The 18,553-nt window shown below is 35.4% G+C and carries 15 protein-coding genes; 6 read left to right on the top strand and 9 right to left on the bottom strand.

Annotated features, from left to right (window positions below; genetic code table 11):
• Window positions 1-78: 78 nt before the first annotated feature.
• The 8 genes from IE155_RS16170 to IE155_RS16205 form a co-directional block, all read right to left on the bottom strand.
• The gene (locus IE155_RS16170) at window positions 79-1,761 is read right to left on the bottom strand and encodes a tetratricopeptide repeat-containing sulfotransferase family protein (protein ID WP_189379291.1); all 1,683 of its coding nucleotides are present in this window, start codon (window positions 1,759-1,761) and stop codon (window positions 79-81) included.
• Between the two features lie 87 nt (window positions 1,762-1,848).
• Window positions 1,849-5,322, bottom strand: coding sequence for a hypothetical protein (locus IE155_RS16175; RefSeq protein ID WP_189379292.1), 3,474 nt, complete (start codon window positions 5,320-5,322; stop codon window positions 1,849-1,851).
• Window positions 5,323-5,358: 36 nt separating this feature from the next.
• A complete protein-coding gene (locus tag IE155_RS16180; protein WP_189379293.1) occupies window positions 5,359-6,255 on the bottom strand; it encodes a fimbrial biogenesis chaperone in 897 nt (298 codons plus the stop codon).
• A gap of 136 nt (window positions 6,256-6,391) precedes the next feature.
• Window positions 6,392-6,868, bottom strand: coding sequence for a DUF4402 domain-containing protein (locus IE155_RS16185; protein WP_189379294.1), 477 nt, complete (start codon window positions 6,866-6,868; stop codon window positions 6,392-6,394).
• A 217-nt stretch (window positions 6,869-7,085) separates the two neighbouring features.
• Complete coding sequence (locus IE155_RS16190) at window positions 7,086-7,691, bottom strand: DUF4402 domain-containing protein (RefSeq protein ID WP_189379295.1); 606 nt, start codon at window positions 7,689-7,691, stop codon at window positions 7,086-7,088.
• A gap of 515 nt (window positions 7,692-8,206) precedes the next feature.
• Entirely contained in the window at window positions 8,207-8,980 is a 774-nt protein-coding gene (locus IE155_RS16195) for an SPOR domain-containing protein (protein ID WP_189379296.1), read from the bottom strand.
• 167 nt (window positions 8,981-9,147) lie between these two features.
• Window positions 9,148-10,113, bottom strand: a complete 966-nt coding sequence (locus IE155_RS16200) for a siroheme synthase (protein WP_189379297.1) — start codon at window positions 10,111-10,113, stop codon at window positions 9,148-9,150.
• A 17-nt stretch (window positions 10,114-10,130) separates the two neighbouring features.
• On the bottom strand, window positions 10,131-10,886 hold the full coding sequence (locus IE155_RS16205; protein ID WP_189379298.1) for a substrate-binding periplasmic protein: 756 nt from the start codon (window positions 10,884-10,886) through the stop codon (window positions 10,131-10,133).
• A gap of 150 nt (window positions 10,887-11,036) precedes the next feature.
• On the opposite strand from IE155_RS16205, the gene prmA reads away from it, so the two are divergent.
• The 6 genes from prmA (at window position 11,037) to purD (ending at window position 17,494) form a co-directional block, all read left to right on the top strand.
• Window positions 11,037-11,918: a 50S ribosomal protein L11 methyltransferase gene (gene prmA / locus IE155_RS16210; protein ID WP_189379299.1), complete on the top strand. Its 882-nt coding sequence runs from the start codon at window positions 11,037-11,039 to the stop codon at window positions 11,916-11,918.
• Window positions 11,919-12,108: 190 nt separating this feature from the next.
• Window positions 12,109-13,074, top strand: a complete 966-nt coding sequence (gene dusB, locus IE155_RS16215; RefSeq protein WP_189379300.1) for a tRNA dihydrouridine synthase DusB — start codon at window positions 12,109-12,111, stop codon at window positions 13,072-13,074.
• A 17-nt stretch (window positions 13,075-13,091) separates the two neighbouring features.
• Window positions 13,092-13,379, top strand: a complete 288-nt coding sequence (gene fis / locus IE155_RS16220; protein WP_184424540.1) for a DNA-binding transcriptional regulator Fis — start codon at window positions 13,092-13,094, stop codon at window positions 13,377-13,379.
• 187 nt (window positions 13,380-13,566) lie between these two features.
• On the top strand, window positions 13,567-15,168 hold the full coding sequence (purH, locus tag IE155_RS16225; RefSeq protein ID WP_189379301.1) for a bifunctional phosphoribosylaminoimidazolecarboxamide formyltransferase/IMP cyclohydrolase: 1,602 nt from the start codon (window positions 13,567-13,569) through the stop codon (window positions 15,166-15,168).
• A 155-nt stretch (window positions 15,169-15,323) separates the two neighbouring features.
• Window positions 15,324-16,133 carry a class I SAM-dependent methyltransferase gene (locus IE155_RS16230; RefSeq protein ID WP_189379302.1) on the top strand — a complete coding sequence of 270 codons (810 nt, stop codon included), beginning with the start codon at window positions 15,324-15,326 and terminating at the stop codon, window positions 16,131-16,133.
• A 71-nt stretch (window positions 16,134-16,204) separates the two neighbouring features.
• Window positions 16,205-17,494 carry a phosphoribosylamine--glycine ligase gene (gene purD / locus IE155_RS16235; protein WP_189379303.1) on the top strand — a complete coding sequence of 430 codons (1,290 nt, stop codon included), beginning with the start codon at window positions 16,205-16,207 and terminating at the stop codon, window positions 17,492-17,494.
• A 63-nt stretch (window positions 17,495-17,557) separates the two neighbouring features.
• Here the strand turns inward: purD and IE155_RS16240 are convergent, their stop codons facing one another.
• Entirely contained in the window at window positions 17,558-18,301 is a 744-nt protein-coding gene (locus IE155_RS16240; RefSeq protein WP_189379304.1) for a hypothetical protein, read from the bottom strand.
• Window positions 18,302-18,553: the final 252 nt, after the last annotated feature.

The raw sequence follows: 18,553 nt of genomic DNA on the forward strand, positions 1-18,553 counted from the left end.
TAGATTTGAACGTACATTTTTAATGAGTAATTGATTGTTTATAAAATTAAATATCTCAATTATGAGATAAGAGTTTGATTATGAATAATCATACTTATCAATATATTTTTGCACTACAGGTAGATATTGATTAATCAAGTTGTCATAACCACGCCATTTTTCCTTTGAGGTTTCATATAGTGGTTGATTAACCTGAAAGCGTGATGGTGTTTTTATTATTGCTTTTTCAGCACGTTTGTAAAATGTTGTATATTCATCGCTAAAATTAATGTTTAAATATTTTGATAATCGATTTATTTCATTTGGCAAATCACTGACTAAATCTTCATATTTAACAAAGTGAACATCAGGTTGGTAATATTCAAGATACTTTCCAAACAAATCAAATACTTTTTTATAACGTCTCACACAATCATCAAAGCTGATTAAATGAAACATTTCTTTATTGATTAGGTAATTCTGTTGAAAATTACTTAAACAAGTGGCCATAGGATGTCTCAGGGAAAAAATGAATTTTGCTTTTGGAAATAATGTTAATAATAGTGGTAAATGAATCATATTGAGTGGAAGTTTGTCGACCAAAATTGTGCTTCTATCAATAGCATCACCAAAGCCTGCGGTTTTTATAAAGTTGAAATATTCATCGTGTAAAACTTTTAGCTCTGCATTAGTTAAGCTGAATAAATTTTTTGGGTATGTTTTGTTTAACAAATTATCAAAAGCTTTTATTACTACTTCTACAGTGGGAAGCTCACTTAAAGTGACTATATTCTGTTGAGTATCCAATATAGTATCTAGTAATGTTGTCCCTGAACGTGGGAAGCCAATCATAAATATATGTTCGGCAACTACACAATCATGCAAAAACACAGGTAATTCTTTAAGTTTAGTTTTGTTATAATCATCTACATAGTCGTTACTGGTCCAAGCAATAAATTCATTTTTTGTACAGTTAGCCATTTCGGTGAAGTTATCGTAGGCATCCTGATATTTCGCTAACTTATCAAATGCATTGCCTCTGATGTGAAAATAATCGGCTTTCTTGTCCCATTCAGCACAAGCATTAATGAGCTCAATAGGTATCAACTCTAGGACTCGTTTATATTCTTTATTATTTAATGCTAGCTGTGCCTGATACTTGTTTATCCAAGGCGTGCTTCCTAAAGTATTGTACGCACGTGACAACAGATTTTTTGCTTCATCTACTTTATATAAATTTAGTAATAAATTAATGGCATAAGAAATGTAATATTCATTGATTTGAGTTAAATCGATGGTGAGATCTTGTATTTCCTTAATGGCTTTATCGGTATTGTTTTGTTTGATAAAAGCTTCAATGAGTTGGTACTTAACTACGGCAAAAAATTCTTTCCAAGCTAACATTTTTGTGGCTAGTTTTTCCAGTTTTTGATAATGGTAATTCCTTCGATATAACTCACAAAGTAATAATAGTGCTTGCCCATTTTCCACAGTGCTATCAATATTTTGACAATACTCTAAGTGTTTAATTGCTTCTTCGTTATTACCAAGTTTGTTATGTGTTATGGCAATATTATAATGAGCCGATTTCTTCTGTTTTTCAGTTTGAGCAAGTACAAGTGAAGCGTTAAATATAAGTAAAGCAGGCTGAAATTTAGATAATTTTATGCTAGCTAACCCCTCTAGTTCTGCACTTTGATAGCTTCTGTTAGATGGTTTAGCATTTATTTTTTTGATCGTTGAAAGGGCTAATGTATATTTGTTGTCATTAAATGCTATCAATGCTTTATTAGTTAATTTATCGATGTCCATAATGTAAGTTTTCTTTTACACGCTATTTAATCTTGTAAGATTAACACGCCCTAGTATTTATTGGGATAAAGTAACAAACTCGAGCATACAAGTTTTGTTACTCCTTTTTATTCTATCGCAAGTAGATGCTATTTCATTATTTGCTTGTAGCCGTAAGGTATATAAATTTGAAACTTTATCTTTTTCTATTTTACTTAATGGAATGATAGGTACTAATGCTTTTAATTGAGGAAATGTTTTTCTTAGCATTAGCCAAGATAGTTTTAGTGATCTAATTGAACTATATTTCCCTAAATTGATTACTTGCAGCGCATTATGAGCATTGTTATTTGCGGTAGCAACAGTGATGTTAGTTGTTAAAGTAATGTCTTCACCTCTAATGATACTCCCATCACCTCTAATGGTTAATATATGCTCTGAAGATTGATGTAACTGATGCTCTGCTAAATATGAAGAACTCACACGTAATATAAAGGTTCCTGGTTTTACTCCTGAAATGAGGTAGAATCCATCGTATTCAGCTGTGGTCGTTTGTACAACATTACCAGAGTCATCAACTAGTTCTAACGGAATATATTTACCAGCCGTGATGTTGCTGTTTTTATCAATATAAACATTACCATCAATCTCACCCGAAGTGATAATAGGAATGTCAAACACCTCAATTAAGCCTGGTCTAGGCGTAAATGAAAATCCTTCAGTCACGGGTAACCAAAATGGATCTTCTAAGCTGTCAATATCTAGTTCAATATCAGTCACTCTATTTTTTGGTAAACCAGTTAAAAATGCTACCCCACTTGTATCAGAATAAGCTTGGCGCTTTACGTTTACACCAACAATTTTAGCCCCTTCTATTAATGGCTCATTCTCCTGGAAAATTCCGTCATTGTTAATATCTTCAAAGATACGAGCCGATATACCTCCGCCTTGCGCTATTCTGTTGCGACTCAATTTAAAGCTATTACTATTAGGATCTTGTCCGAGGCTAAATCGCATATTAACTGAGGCTAGATAATTGCCGTCATCACCATAAGAAAAGTTTGAACCTATGCTAAAATCGTCAGTATCCCAATTTAGTGCTAACGTAGCTCGAGTAATTTTTTCATTAATGCTTAAGCCTACTTCACTAATTAAATTATCGCTAATCGGCCATAATAAACTACCTGATAAATTAGTGTATTTTAATTCTGGCTCAATGGCGTAATCTAGTCTAGCTCTAAGTCTATATTTTGAAAAACTTTTAGTGATTTGTGTGTTACCGTTGAATGAAGTGCTTGAGTCTTGCTTTTCTGCAAAAGGAGTGAATTCATTATAAAATAGTGCATTAGATATGTTGTAACCGTTTATGTTTGTCCCTAAATAAAAATTAAAGATATCGCTTGTGCCATAAATATAACCATTGCTACGGCTAGCACTGAGTGAATAGTTTAGCCTTTTATCAGCAATTTCTAATAGTGGGCCTGATAACCTTATGCTATCAACGCTTTTAGGAAGTTGGTTGGCATCCGATTCAATTTTAAAATCTTCACTGAAGCTTTTGTGTACTATATCTATCGACTGTGAACCGAGTTTAGTAGCTACGTTGACTTCATAAGCACTGCCCCCGGCTGAATCATAGATATACCCAAAGTTAAACTTAGAATCTAAAGCGAAAACATTAAAACCAAGAGGTACAATGGTGTGTTGAGTGCCATCACGAAATTTGAAGCTTGAAAAGCCTGTTTGTAACGAAACCATTGAGTTAATACCTTGCTCAAATTCAGCCGCTATTCTTAAACCATCCTCGCTAGGTGTATCATTACTTTTATCAAATAACTGTGCTGATTGCTTTGTGACAGAAAAATCAAATAAAAAATTATTTTCTAATACGCTATTGGTGTTAACTGGCACACTTTCAATTCGTTCTTGAACTTGTCCTTGAGGCCCATAAAAAATCATTTTGAAAATATTGTCACCAAAAAATAAATTCAAATCGTTGAAGTTATATTGGCCACTTTCATCAACAATAATGCGCTCTATTAAAACTTCATTATGGTAAAGTTCGATATCCCAGCCTGGGAATATAGTGCCGTCAAAATTTACAGTATTGAAGTTGCCATTATGACCAATCGGACGGTTTCCTATTCTAATCCCTGCTTCTTTTCCTGTACTTCGTAGAAAAGGGAGGTTGACCGTTGTAACATCACCAACACTCACTCTGGTCGCATGAAGTGGGCCAAGGAGGTCGTTTTTTGTTGATTCTCTTTGCAAAGTCAATGTGGCATTACGTAATAAATCATCATTATCACCATTTATAAAGTATTGCCCAGTCATATAGGCAAGGTCCCCCATACCAAGTAGAGCATAACTACTTGTAGCTTTATCATTATTGACGTTGGTAGAAACTTGCGCATCTATCAAAGGCATACCAAACGCACGATAAGGAATTTTACGCTCAGGTAACTTAGGTTTTAATTTGCTTCGTGTACTAAGTTTGCCTAATTTAGCATGACGCGCTAGTCGTTTCTGTAAAGGAAGCTTTTCATCAGGTTCAATAGTTAAGGTCAGATCGTTAAAATTAAAACGGTACTTAAAGTCGAACCATTTGAATATTTGCGACGAATGAATATAAATATCATCAGCTTCAATTAGTACATTTGCTTGTGGGATACTAAAGCGTTTATCGTTTATTAATACTTCCCCAGATTTGTTACTATTTTTGGGTATAGAAAAACTAAATCTCTGTTCTTCATTAATAAACCAACCATCAGCTTTAGCACTGTCAATATCAACATCGATAGGAAAATCTAATACAGAGAACAAACTATCTAAACCAATAAATGCGCCATCGCCTTGCTTAAGTGCAAAAATTGTATCAAGTACAAGCTTTTCTATTTGAATTACAAGTAATAATTCTTCGCCATCAGGGATCAAGCTTGTAGGGCGAGTATTTGATTTAGGCACCTTCGGTTGGTTTGTGTCAATAGAAGAAACTAAACTACCTTTGACGCGAAATTCTCTACTTGTGGCCGTGTCATTATTTGTGGCAGTATCATCCGAATTTAGCGTTGTTGTTTGGTTAGGCGCCACAAATTTATGGCCAAGGGTTGTTAAATATTGTTGTGCTAATATTCTTCGTTTAAATTTTTCTTCTGCATCTTTGCTGGTGCTGGCATTTTGTTTTTCAAATAAAGCACTTTTTTCTTGCAAGTAAAGACGATAATCAGGTGATTTATACCGGTGACCTAATTGGATTAGGTATTCGGCATTAATAATATCAAGCTGCGCAGTACTTAACGATGTCACCTTGGTTTGTGGTATTAGATCACGTTGAGTGATCAAAATAGATTGATTTTGCTTATCTTTGCTATTTTGTTCAGTAATCGTTTTAGTAAACTGATGCCCTTGTGTGCCTTTTACCTCATTATCATTGTTATTCTCAGCTTGGACTTTACAGATGTAAAATAGTGGAGTTAAACAAACTACCAAAATGAGTTTACTTAAAGTAATTTTTAATTTTTTAAATTCTTTATTTAAAATTAAATTATACATTTAGATAGTTAACTCACTGTTACTGATAGCATCTAGTTATTTGCTCATTGGTGCTGGTTTATAATCAGTGGGGTTAACTGTTAATTTATGATCAATAAAGGTTATCCCTTCTAGCTCTTCTGAACCTTGATACACAACTCTTAATGTACCTGGCTTTATCGTGTGGTCTTTAAAGCCAATAGCAATTTTTCGTAGATTAACTTCTGGGTAAATCGCGATATTATTTAAAATACCAATTTGTCTTTCTGTAGAACCCCCTAAGTCCGTCCAATATACTTTTACATTACCTACAGTACTGTGTGGACCTGATTTTTTCAGATATAAATTAGCGCCTAAATGCTGTTTACCTTTCACTTTTTTAGTGAGTAGTTCAATTTTGCTGAATTCAGTATCGACATTCAAACTGCCTTCTCGCACAATAACTGGAATAGCAAAGGCCAAATTCAAGTAAAGTTTGATGCCTGAGGTATTAGCCGCTGCTCTTGCCTTTTCTTCTTCTCTATCTGGTTGCGCTTCAAATACCAAGTGTGAACGATACTCACCTTCAGCTAGATCTTTTGGACGTCTGAGGGCAATTCTAACGTATTGTCTTTCACCAGGAGCTAGTGTTACTTGGCGAGGGCTAAAGCGCAGCATTTTATCTGCTGTTGGAAAGTCAGCAATTTCTTCCTCTGATTGAAAGTGATAATACTGCCCATCATTAAGTTGTTTCTGTTGGCGCCAAAATATTTTATATGTTTTAGTTTTGTTGCCAGTATTCACTAAAGACACTTTTGCTGAACGTTCTCTTTGATCAAACTCTATTCGGGTAGGTGTAAGCAATAGGTTAGCGTATGTCACACTTGTTTGAATAAAGAACAAAAAAGTTACGATTAATATATGTTGTATTTTCTTAAATGATTTATGATTTTTAGCTTTTTGTTTACAAGACATATAAGTCCCTTTTTATATTTACACAAAAGTCAGTAGTAGTATCTATGATAATAAATTGACACTGTAGAAATGGATAAGCGAATTTTATGCCAATATGCATCAAGTAGTTATAAGGGATTATAGTCTTATGAGGCTATCAATAATCAATAACAATTGTCATTCGAGAAAAGTAGATAGCATCTTTATAAAACCCTGTTCCAGAGGATGTTAGTGTGGCACCGACATTAATCGTAGCTTCTCCCATCAAGTCAGTAGTGACAATTGGTGCAAATGTATGATGTTGGTCGATGGTGAATTGACTGGTACTCGGATCGGTTTGTCCTGCCAGCTCTGTGGTGACACTCGGCACTAAAATAGTAATATTAAGCGCAGTATTTGCAGGAAAATCTGATAATAAAAATTCGGCAGGGTGACCATATTCAATCATAATATAGGCAGGGTCAGCTGTTATATCACCAGCAAATGACATGTGAAGCTTATGCGTGCTATTGTTATCAGTTAATGCAATTATTCCAAAGCTTAAAGGTTGTTGTTGCGTAATATTACCAGCAGAACATAGAGATGAAGCAATTAAACATATAATGATTAACAATCTAGGATAAAATTTTTTCATGTATGTTTATTCTCATGTATCGTTTTTAACAATTGATCTTTCTATTGTGGTTATATACTGCTTTTTGTGCAAGCGGGATAAATTTTAAAAATTTATGACTGTTTATTATTATGAACTCTTATTAAATTTTTCTTACTATTCGAAAACAAAAAACCACTACTATAATAATTATAGTAGTGGTTTTTCTATACGTGTATCAACTAGCTAGATAGTTAAATTAATAATCTACTGTCATTGTATATGTACCAGTAAATGTGACATTGTCATATGCTACAGGTGCTGCAGTACCACCAGCAAGGGAGTTATCAGTACCTAGTGTTGCACCAATGTTAAATACTAGTGTACCTGTCGCGTCTGTATCATAAGTAAATGCAGAGCCAGAAGTAACAACATCATTAGTGAAAGCTGTAACATCAAATATTTTGCTATCTCCTGCCGATGGATCGCTCAAAGTAAAAGCACTAGGGTTAGTTATCGTTAATACAGTGTTTGGTGCGGCGCCAGATACTGTAAATTGGCCAGGAGTACCTGCTGATATAGGAACGATACTTGCATTTGTCGCACCACTAAGATCAACAACATCTGCAGTAACACCATCAGAATCAACTTTTAATGTTGCAAAATCTGAACTGTTTGCACCATCGGCATCAGCAAGAGCTACGATAGTACCAAAACTTAAAGGTGTTGTTTGTGTTAATGTAAACCCATTCTGTACTGTTACACTCGCCGTACCATTTACTGTTTCTGCTAATACATTACCAGTTAAAGCTAACGTTGAAACAGCAGCGGTAATAGCTAAAGTGCGAGAGATTTTATTTTTCATAAACATAGTTTATATTCCTTACTCATATTGTTATTTACCGTTAATACGGCTGTAGTCGTCAAACAAGTTCATGTTGGTAAATTAATCATTACTATGTGTAACACTTAATATAACCGACAAAACTCAGTATCGGCACTCTTTTGATTTACTTTAACTTTTTTATAAAAAAAGTTAAAAACTTTCAAATTACTTTTTTCTTACATACTTTAGAGGTGCTCAACGTTTATTTTAGTTGTAATATACGTTTTGTGGATGTAACACAAAGGCAATAATTTACCGTTAACTTGCCATGGTTTTTAAACGTACCAAATTTAAAAAAATAAAAAGCTATAAAAAACATATGTTAAAGTTTGTGGTATCAGTTTATTTTTCATAAAAACACACCTGTCATTGAGATGTGCAGAAAATATGCCAATACAACTATCATTTTCTCATTGAATTAAATGACAGGTAAAAAGCTGTTAGTATATAAGTTCAGTGAAGCGAATTTACGTTGTTTTAGGCCGATGCATTACTTATTCGATTTTGCTACCAGTTAATTGATTCACTAAACAACTTTGATGCTGTTTACTGAGTTTAGCACATAAAGTTTTTGCTACTGTTTTATCACTGTAAGGTCCAACTTTTAAGCGGTAAAGTGTTCTACCCTTATCCGTTAAAACTGATTCAGAATACGCTGATTTTTCACTAAATAAGTTAGCATGTGTTATTTTAAAGGCAGTCCATTCTTTTTTTACTGTATTGAATGTGCTAAAGGAACCAAGTTGTATTGCATATTGCATCGGCATAACAGCGACTATTTCATCTGTAGATTCAGTATTAACGGCATTTTCTTGTTCATCAATACTATGTTTAATAGTGGTTGACGGGGAAGTGGGCGTTGATGCTTCTGAAAATGTTGTAGGTTGCTCAGGTTTAGCGGGTAAATTATTTTGCTTTTGGCTTATGCCCGATGATTTATGTATGCTCATGTCTTGTTGTTTGCTAATCCCCGGGCCAGTACTTTTAGCCACAACTTCATTATTTAAGTTTTTTTCATTGTAAATTGATTGTTCGGTTGCGTCGGAAAGTTCTTCAAGTTCAGTAATTAATTGTTGAAGGCTTTTACTCATTTTAATTAATTCATTTATTTCAGGCTTTATTTGTTCCCATTCTAGGATATGTTCTTTTAGTATTTGTTCATCTGTATTTTGCTCTTCACCAAATACAAAATCTGAAGTAGTGCTACAAGAGGAAATGAAAAAAATACAAATCAATAAAAAAGGATAGATTTTTATTGTTTTAATCATACGGTGGTATACCTTTATAATTTTGCGATAGCAATCAATGTTATCATCTTCGCTAAAATTTAATGTTTTAGGTGAATATATCAATCTGTTTTAGTTAAAACTATTTCGCTTCATTAGTCTATTGTTTATTTATGATAGTGCTACGCTGATATTAAAAATAATCATTGTCATTGGCCACTTACCAACACTTTCACGTTAATGCCACTCTGTGATAATGCGGAATTTTCAGGTAAGGGTGTATCACCTGCTAATAAATAAATAACTTTCTTTCCATTCTCGGCAAGTTCAATAGCGTGTTGAAAGTTAATAAGAACTGTTGAAGCAATACTTTGTGGAAATTTATCTGCGTCTCGACGAACGTACTCTATTAATTGTTCGTTGACCTCATTGTCATAAAATACAGCATCAGCAAATTGCATTTCTCTATGTGCTGCTAAGGTTAAATTATCAGGGTTACCTAGCAAGGTATGAATAAAAACAATTTCACCAGCGGGTGCTGTAATGCCTTTTTTTAAACTCGTTATTAATAGTTTTTCTGCAGATTCAATTTCACCAGATAAGACTTTATTACCTATTGAACCTCGCAATGTTTCTTCCCAAAAAGTACGACGATTACGTAAGCCTTTTACTCTAGCCTTTACATGGTCTCGAAATTTAAATGAAAACTCTGCGAGCTTTCCGTAACCCGCGGGTAACATTTTTTCTATTTGCTCACGTAACATTCGTAATAAAATAGGGGCACTACCTGAACTAGACATCGCTACAATTATAGGCGCTCTATCGATTATTGCTGGGGTGATATAACGACATAATTCGGGTTGATCAACAACATTGACTAATATGTTTGCTTGATGGGCTTCTTTTGCCGCCTCAGCATTTATATGCTCTTTATCTGTAGCGGCAATAACCAAGTTATAGTGCGTTAATATAGCTGGCTGATAATTATAATTTAACCACTTTAATTGATTGCTTTTTATCAACCGGTCTACACTATCATTAACTTCTTCAGACATAACAGTAATTATGTTTGTGGTTTTTAATAGTAATTCGATTTTACGTGCAGCAACTTCACCACCACCAATAACTAATGCGTTGATATGAGCTGAGTCTAAAAAAATAGGAAAGTATTTCATTTTGATCTTTTAGTAAGTTAAGGCGCAGTCAGATGCCATCTATCGAGTGTTTTTTGATAACGTCCATTTTCAACAATACGTATGAAGGCTGCTTTTAGTTTATTTACAATAGCGTCATCGGTATTTTTACTAGCAGCAAGATATAAGTCGGTATCAAAATCGGGTATTTGGTATACCATGGTTAATTTATTTGTATCTAGTCCAATAATGTTAACTTCATATTGCCACACGATGCTATTAGTAAATGCTAAGTCGACACGACCATTAAATAACATTTGCCATAAGGTAGGGTACTTGCTAGTAACATATAAGTTTTTATCGTGAATAAATCCTTTATCGATTAAATAGCTTTCGGCTAAGTCATCTCTAACTGAGCCTATACTGTATTGCTTGGCATCATTTAATTTATTTATTTTGATGTCTGTACGGCTTTTTAGCGCGGCAAAGTACGATTTAATGGTATATAAATGCGCAATCCATTTGAATTTTTCTTCGCGCTCTTTACTACGTAACATTGAAAAAATTAATGTGTTGGGCTCATTTAATGCGAGCGAGTAACTTCTTGCCCATGGAAAGAGCTCTATTGGCGTTTCTATGTCTGCTTCTTGGAGTATTAATTTTACTAAGTCGACTAAAACACCCTTTGGAGGTAATTCACCATTGTCGATCTGAAAAGGAGGAAGGTCTTCAGTGACAACACGAATCTTATTATCAAAAGCCAATACTGACATACTGCATAGATATAAATATAAAAACGCTACTAAAATGCGCATTAAACTCTCTGCTTATGATTATATTAATTAGCATCATCACGTTTAAAAAAATAAATATCAACGAATTTTTAAGGTAAATGTTAGATCCTGTACCTACTATTAATAAGCAATGGTAAACTTACCAGAAGTCTAATGATATGAGATCGCTAAATGCCTTGGATACAATTAAGAATAAGTGCTGACGAAGAAACCGCGGAAAAATATAGTGATTGGCTTATGGCTTGTGGTTCTCAAGCCGTCACTTTCATTGATGCCAAAGATACGCCTATTTATGAACCTTTACCCGGTGACGAAGTGGTTTACTGGCATAATACAGTTGTTATGGGATTATATGATGCTAGTCATGATATGGATAAAGTAATTGCTTACTTACAAGAGATTCATCCAGATAAAAAAGATATGCAGTATAAACTTGAACAACTTGAAGATAAAGATTGGGAGCGCGAATGGATGGATAATTTTCATCCTATGAAATTTGGTGAGCGCTTGTGGATTTGTCCTAGCTGGCGTGATGTACCCGATCCTGAGGCAGTAAATGTAATGTTAGACCCTGGACTAGCATTTGGTACGGGGACGCATCCGACAACCGCATTATGTTTAACTTGGTTAGATGGTTTAAATTTGAAAGGTAAAACCGTAGTCGATTTTGGTTGTGGCTCAGGTATATTATCTTTAGCAGCATTAAAACTTGGAGCTGAAAAGGTCATTGGCATTGATATCGACCCTCAAGCCTTACAAGCAAGCTTAGAAAACGCTAAGCGTAATGGCGTAGAAGAGCGATTAGCATTGTATCTACCAGCCGAACAACCAAAAATAAAAGCGGATATTGTTGTTGCGAATATTTTGGCCGGTCCGCTCAGAGAATTAGCGCCTGTTATTATTGAATTTGTTGGTGAAAAAGGTTTACTTGCTTTATCAGGAGTTTTAGAAAATCAAGCCAAAGAATTACAAATACAGTATGGACAGTGGTGCGATATGGATGAAATTGCAGTTCAAGAAGAGTGGGTGCGTTTATCGGGTACTCGAAAATAATAATAAACACATAAATATTGTGCAGATTTTAACACTTGTTTGGTTAAAATCTGCACACATCAATAGTTTGCAAAATGTCAATATCAAAATGATGAAAAAAAGCATCATTTGTTCAATTTATATTCTTTTCAATTCAAATAAAAACGCGTAAACTTAGCGCCCTTTTGACAGGTAGCTCAAAAAACCAGCAATGAAAATAGGTTCATATTCATTAGCCAATAAGGCTATGTTGGCGCCGATGGCGGGTATTACTGATCAACCATTTCGAGAACTCTGTTGTCGATTGGGAGCTGGATTAGCTGTATCTGAAATGGTGTTAGCAAATCCTAAGGTATGGAATACTGATAAGTCGTTGCACCGGACACGCCATAGCGAGCTTGCGGGCATACGTTCGGTTCAAATTGCGGGTTCAGATCCACAAGAGTTGGCGTTTGCAGCAAAAGTTAATGTTAATGATGGAGCTCAAATTATTGATATTAATATGGGCTGCCCGGCGAAAAAGGTAAATAAGAAACTAGCAGGTTCTGCGTTACTAAAGGAACCATTACTAGTGGAGCAGATTGTAAAGTCTGTAGTTGATGCTGTATCAGTACCAGTCACATTGAAAATTCGTACTGGTTGGTGTGAAAACACCCGCAATGGTATAGAAATAGCAAAAATTGCTGAACATAATGGTATTCAATCATTAGTAGTTCATGGGCGTACACGTAACGACTTTTATAAAGGCGATGCGGAATACGATACCATTAAAGCAATTAAACAGGCTATTTCTATTCCTGTGGTTGCTAATGGTGACATTACTAGCCCTGAAAAAGCACAACATGTACTTGAATATACCGGGGCTGATGCATTTATGATTGGTCGTGGTGCTCAAGGGCAACCATGGATTTTTCGAGAAATTAATCATTTCTTGGAAACAGGGCAACATTTGTCGCCACCTTCTCTGGAAGAGAAGCGTTCAATAATTATTGAACATGTAAAGGAATTACATAATTTTTATGGTGATTTTATGGGCTTAAGATTTGCTCGTAAACACGTATCTTGGTACATGCAATTGCTTGAACCAGATAAAAAGTTTCGTTCTATTTTTAATGCACTAGAGTCAACAGAAGACCAATTAGTCGCATTAACTAGGTATTTTGATAATTTAACTTAAGAAAGAGTCTGAACTATATGTTTGAACAAAATATTTCATCTCCATTTGTTACTGGTAATTTGCAAGCTCAAACTGAGGCTTCACCATTACGTACTCAAGCCAAAATTGCTATTAGCAACTACTTATCACAATTAAACGGTAATGATGTAGATGATATGTACGACCTTGTACTTTCTGAAATTGAAGCGCCAATGCTTGAAGAAGTAATGAAGTATACACGAGGAAATCAAACTCGTGCTGCTAATTTACTAGGCATTAACCGTGGTACTTTACGTAAGAAATTAAAGAAATACGGTATGAACTAAAATTTAGCAGGTATATGCCTGCGATAAAAAAGCACCCTAGGGTGCTTTTTTACGTATTAAGGTATTACTTGTTAGTGTCTGTAAAAGTTTTCACCTAAGGTTAGGTGAAGCCATTAGGATGTTTCTTGCCAAGGATAAGTGTCAAAGGCCAGACAACACGAATCAATTTAAAGGTAATCAAAAAACAATGGATACCCCTCGCCCAATCAAACGCGCACTATTAAGTGTTTCTGATAAAACTGGTATTGTCGATTTCGCTCGTAACTTAGCTCAAAAAGGCGTAGATATTCTATCTACAGGCGGCACAGCTAAATTATTGGCTGAAAATGGCATTAAAGTAACTGAAGTCTCAGATCATACGGGTCACCCTGAAATTATGGATGGCCGTGTAAAAACGCTTCACCCTAAAATTCACGGTGGCATTTTAGCCCGTCGTGGCACAGATGAAGCGGTAATGGAAGCTCAAAATATTGATGCAATTGATATGGTTGTAGTTAATCTATATCCATTTGCCAATACGGTTGCAAAAGAAGGTTGTTCATTAGCTGATGCTATTGAAAATATTGATATTGGCGGACCAACTATGGTACGTGCTGCGGCAAAAAACCATAAAGACGTGACAATAATTGTTAATGCTCATGATTATGACCGTGTCTTAACTGAAATGAATAATAACGATAATTCATTAACTTATGGAACACGCTTTGATTTAGCAATCTCAGCATACGAGCATACAGCCGCATACGATGGTATGATTGCTAACTATTTTGGTCAAATGCTACCTCCTCATGGCAGTGATGACACAGCCCCAAATTTCGAGAAAAAAAATAAATTTCCACGTACTTTTAATAGTCAATTTATTAAAGCACAAGACTTACGTTATGGTGAAAACTCTCATCAGGACGCTGCCTTTTATGTTGAAGCGAACCCAGAAGAAGCATCAGTTTCAACAGCTAAACAAATTCAAGGTAAAGCTCTTTCATACAACAATATTGCCGATACTGATTCAGCTTTAGAATGTGTAAAAGAATTTGATGAACCAGCTTGTGTCATTGTTAAACATGCTAACCCGTGTGGTGTGGCTATTGGTGAAAACATATTAGCAGCTTATGAATTGGCTTATAAAACCGATCCAACGTCAGCATTTGGTGGCATTATTGCCTTCAATCGTGAGTTAGACGCTGATACTGCCGAAGCGATTGTTTCTCGCCAATTTGTGGAAGTGATTATTGCTCCTAGTATTTCTGATGCCGCGGCACAAATTGTTGCAGCAAAGCCAAATGTACGTTTATTAGAATGTGGCCAATGGGATACTCAAACCACAGGCTTAGACTATAAACGTGTTAATGGTGGTTTATTAGTACAAGATCGCGATCAAGGTAAAGTGAGTGCTAGCGATTTGACCGTTGTCACTAAACGTCAGCCAAGTGAAGATGAAATGCGTGATTTACAATTTTGCTGGAAAGTCGCTAAATATGTAAAATCTAATGCTATTGTTTATGTTAAAAATAGCATGACTATTGGTGTTGGTGCTGGTCAAATGAGCCGAGTATACTCAGCAAAAGTTGCAGGCATCAAAGCAGCAGATGAAAATCTTGAGGTTAAAGGTTCAGTTATGGCATCTGATGCATTCTTCCCATTCCGTGATGGCTTAGATGCAGCAGCTGAGGCTGGAATAACTGCCGTTATTCAACCTGGCGGTTCAATGCGTGACGATGAAGTTATTGCCGCCGCAGATGAACACAATATAGCCATGGTATTTACTGGCATGCGTCATTTCCGCCATTAAGAAAGTAATAAAGCAGTGACCTTGAAAGAGTTCGCTGCTTTTTTTTAATTTATGATAATATTTTATCGTTTAATGAATACTTTTTTATCCAAAAGTGTTCTTATTATAGCTGTATTAATAATTAACAGTATAAAACAATAAAATAGGGAAAAATTATGAACGTTATAAAGAAGATTTTTAGTGCAAGTATCTTGTCGAGCGCATTGATTCTAACTGGTTGTATGTCAGAAGGTGAGTCATCAGCATTAGAGAATGCAATTAATAGTGATCATCGCTCTGTTGAAAATAAAGCCAGAGATCAGTACCGTCACCCTAAAGAAACTCTTGAGTTTTTTGGTTTTATGCCTGAAATGACTGTGGTTGAAATCACTCCTGGAGGTGGTTGGTATACTAAAATATTAGCACCTGCTTTAAAAGGTAAAGGAAAGTTATACGGAGCGCATTACCCTGATACAGGTGAAGATAATTATTATAGTAATTCACGAAAAAAACTAGTGGAAATGCTTGCGAGTGATCCTATATACAGCGAAGTGGTTTTGACCGATTTTGTGCCGAAAAAAACAAGTACTTTAGCGCCTGCAGGTAGTGCTGATTTAGTATTAACATTTCGTAACCTTCATAATTGGGGGGAAGAAGGTATGCAGCAAGTATTTAAAGATGCTTATACCGCTCTTAAAAAAGGTGGTGTGTTGGGAGTGGTTGAACACAGAATGCCAACAAGCCAAAACTGGAAAGAGAATATGAAGAGTGGATATGTACCTGAAGCTTTAGTTATTGATTTTGCTAAAGCGGCTGGCTTTTCACTCGCAGCAAGTAGTGAAGTTAATGCTAACCCAAAAGATACAGCTGATCATCCAAGAGGTGTATGGACATTACCGCCAAGCCTTGCCCTAAAAGATCAAGACAAAGAAAAATATTTAGCGATTGGCGAAAGTGATCGCATGACCTTAAAATTTGTAAAATAAAAATAATCTGATTACGTGATAGGTTTATTTCTTATCGCGTAATTAGTATTGATATTCGTAGGAATGAATGAATGAATGTTTTAGTTATTGGTAGTGGTGGTCGTGAACATGCACTTGCATGGAAAGCCGCCCAGTCAAAGAATGTTGAGAAGGTCTTCGTTGCTCCAGGCAATGCAGGTACATTAACAGAACCAAAATTAGAAAATATTGCTATCTCTGTTGGTGATATCTCAGGGCTAGTTGAATTTGCGAAAAGCAATGATATAGCACTTACTATTGTTGGCCCAGAACAACCACTGGTTGATGGTGTTGTTGATGCTTTTCAAGCACAAGGATTGATGATTTTTGGTCCAAGTGCAAAAGCTGCTCAACTTGAAGGCTCAAAAGCATTCACTAAAGATTTTCTTGCACGTAATAATATTCCTACAGGTTGGTATCAAAATTTTACAGAAATTGCCCCCGCTTTAGCGTATGTTCGTGAAAAAGGTGCACCTATTGTGGTTAAAGCCGACGGTTTAGCTGCAGGTAAGGGCGTTATTGTTGCGATGACATTATCAGAAGCTGAAGATGCTATTAAAGATATGCTAGCAGGGAATGCTTTTGGTGATGCAGGGCATCGTGTGGTTATTGAAGAGTTTTTGGATGGTGAAGAAGCAAGTTTTATTGTGATGGTTGATGGAAAAAATGTATTACCATTTGCTACTAGTCAAGATCACAAACGTGCTTATAATGGTGACAAAGGTCCTAATACAGGGGGTATGGGTGCGTATTCTCCAGCACCTGTTGTTACGCCTGAAATTCATGAACGTATAATGAATGAAGTGATTTACCCTACAGTAGAAGGCATGATGAAAGAGAATGCACCGTATACTGGTTTTTTATATGCAGGGTTAATGATTGATGCTGATGGAACACCTAAAGTCATAGAATATAATTGTCGATTTGGTGATCCAGAAACACAACCTATAATGATGCGCCTTCAGTCAGATATTGTAGAACTCTGTCAACTTGCTTGTGAACAAAAACTAGATCAAGCTAGCATTAATTTTGATCCTCGTGCGGCTGTAGGTGTAGTTTTAGCAGCAGGTGGATATCCTGGCGATTATGAAAAAGGTGAAGTGATAAGTGGATTATCTATCAATTCACAGGATGATCGTAAAACTTTTCATGCGGGTACGGCGATGAAAGATGGAAATGTGGTTACTGCTGGTGGACGTGTATTATGTGCGACGGCGTTGGGAAATAACGTAACAGAAGCTCAGCAAGCGGCTTATCAACTTTTAGATCAAATCACTTGGAATGGTGCCGAGTTTCGTACCGATATTGCTTATCGTGCAATTGCACGCGAACAATTGTCATAGCTAAATATCGTTTTTGTGATAAAAATCCCTATAGAAAGTTATAGGGATTTTTATCAATTACTACTAATGCTGTTCCTTTACGAGTAATTCTTTAGAAGCACCACCAGCTATTGCAGCGTTCATGGCTGAGCCTTCTTTTAAACCAGCTTCTATTGCCGAGTTTACTATTCTTCTAGCTTCCACATCAGCACTATTATATACAGCCATTTCTACTACTTCTTCTCCCATGGTTGGAAATAAAGCTATAGCATTACTTACATAAAAAGATACTTGTTCTGGTAAAGCTTTAATTGCGCCGGAAAGAATGTCTATTATTTTATCAGGAAAGGATGTTAAAGAGTTTTTTACTACTGAATCTGAAAGTACAGGTTCAGTATTAATAGCCACATTAACAATATCTTTGGTAATTTCAGGGCTACTTAACATTGCAATGTTAACAATTTCTTGAGCATAAGCAGGCTCAGCTTCAACTGCTAAAGCAACAAGTTCTAATGGATCTGCAATTTTTTCATTAAAAAATATTTCAAGTACTTCGCAAGCTAAAACAGGCTCAGCTCTCATGGCACCGGATAATATTTCTTTATACCTATTAGGGTAAAGGTCCAAAGAAGCATGAATCACAGAATCTACTTTTTCTGGATAACGTGCTAAAATAGCACGTACACTATTTTCTAAAGAAATTTGTTGATCAACTTGTTGGCTTAATAATCTTGAAATTAACTTATCCTGTTTATATTCCGCGCTACCTTGCGCATAACTTAATTTACTTACACCAATAACCATCAACAAAAGAATTAGTTTATTCATTATTATTGTTCTCACATCTTTTAACGATGTTGCTTATTATTGTTTTGGATCGAAAATCGATCGGATAATTAATATAGAGCATATTGAATACATAATCTCCTGTTTATTTATACAGAGGATCGAAAAAGGATCCTATAATGTAGGCTAATAAATTTGCGTTTAGTTCAATATTTCAGCGAACAAACAGATAAAGGTAAAAAAAGCCTAAAAAGCACTTGATCCTTTTAGCGAAGTCGTTAGAATGCGCTCCAC

The sequence above is a fragment of the Thalassotalea profundi genome, from assembly GCF_014653195.1.
Classification (GTDB): Bacteria; Pseudomonadota; Gammaproteobacteria; order Enterobacterales; family Alteromonadaceae; genus Thalassotalea_B; species Thalassotalea_B profundi.

Excerpts from the sequence above, each read along its gene's own strand:
- IE155_RS16200 (WP_189379297.1), bottom strand. The coding sequence starts at position 10,113 with ATGAAATACTTTCCTATTTTTTTAGACTCAGCTCATATCAACGCATTA.
- IE155_RS16230 (WP_189379302.1), top strand. The coding sequence starts at position 15,324 with ATGAACGTTATAAAGAAGATTTTTAGTGCAAGTATCTTGTCGAGCGCA.
- IE155_RS16240 (WP_189379304.1), bottom strand. The coding sequence starts at position 18,301 with ATGAATAAACTAATTCTTTTGTTGATGGTTATTGGTGTAAGTAAATTA.
- purH (WP_189379301.1), top strand. The coding sequence starts at position 13,567 with ATGGATACCCCTCGCCCAATCAAACGCGCACTATTAAGTGTTTCTGAT.
- prmA (WP_189379299.1), top strand. The coding sequence starts at position 11,037 with ATGCCTTGGATACAATTAAGAATAAGTGCTGACGAAGAAACCGCGGAA.
- purD (WP_189379303.1), top strand. The coding sequence starts at position 16,205 with ATGAATGTTTTAGTTATTGGTAGTGGTGGTCGTGAACATGCACTTGCA.
- dusB (WP_189379300.1), top strand. The coding sequence starts at position 12,109 with ATGAAAATAGGTTCATATTCATTAGCCAATAAGGCTATGTTGGCGCCG.
- IE155_RS16185 (WP_189379294.1), bottom strand. The coding sequence starts at position 6,868 with ATGAAAAAATTTTATCCTAGATTGTTAATCATTATATGTTTAATTGCT.
- IE155_RS16175 (WP_189379292.1), bottom strand. The coding sequence starts at position 5,322 with ATGTATAATTTAATTTTAAATAAAGAATTTAAAAAATTAAAAATTACT.
- IE155_RS16180 (WP_189379293.1), bottom strand. The coding sequence starts at position 6,255 with ATGTCTTGTAAACAAAAAGCTAAAAATCATAAATCATTTAAGAAAATA.
- IE155_RS16195 (WP_189379296.1), bottom strand. The coding sequence starts at position 8,980 with ATGATTAAAACAATAAAAATCTATCCTTTTTTATTGATTTGTATTTTT.
- IE155_RS16205 (WP_189379298.1), bottom strand. The coding sequence starts at position 10,886 with ATGCGCATTTTAGTAGCGTTTTTATATTTATATCTATGCAGTATGTCA.
- IE155_RS16190 (WP_189379295.1), bottom strand. The coding sequence starts at position 7,691 with ATGAAAAATAAAATCTCTCGCACTTTAGCTATTACCGCTGCTGTTTCA.
- fis (WP_184424540.1), top strand. The coding sequence starts at position 13,092 with ATGTTTGAACAAAATATTTCATCTCCATTTGTTACTGGTAATTTGCAA.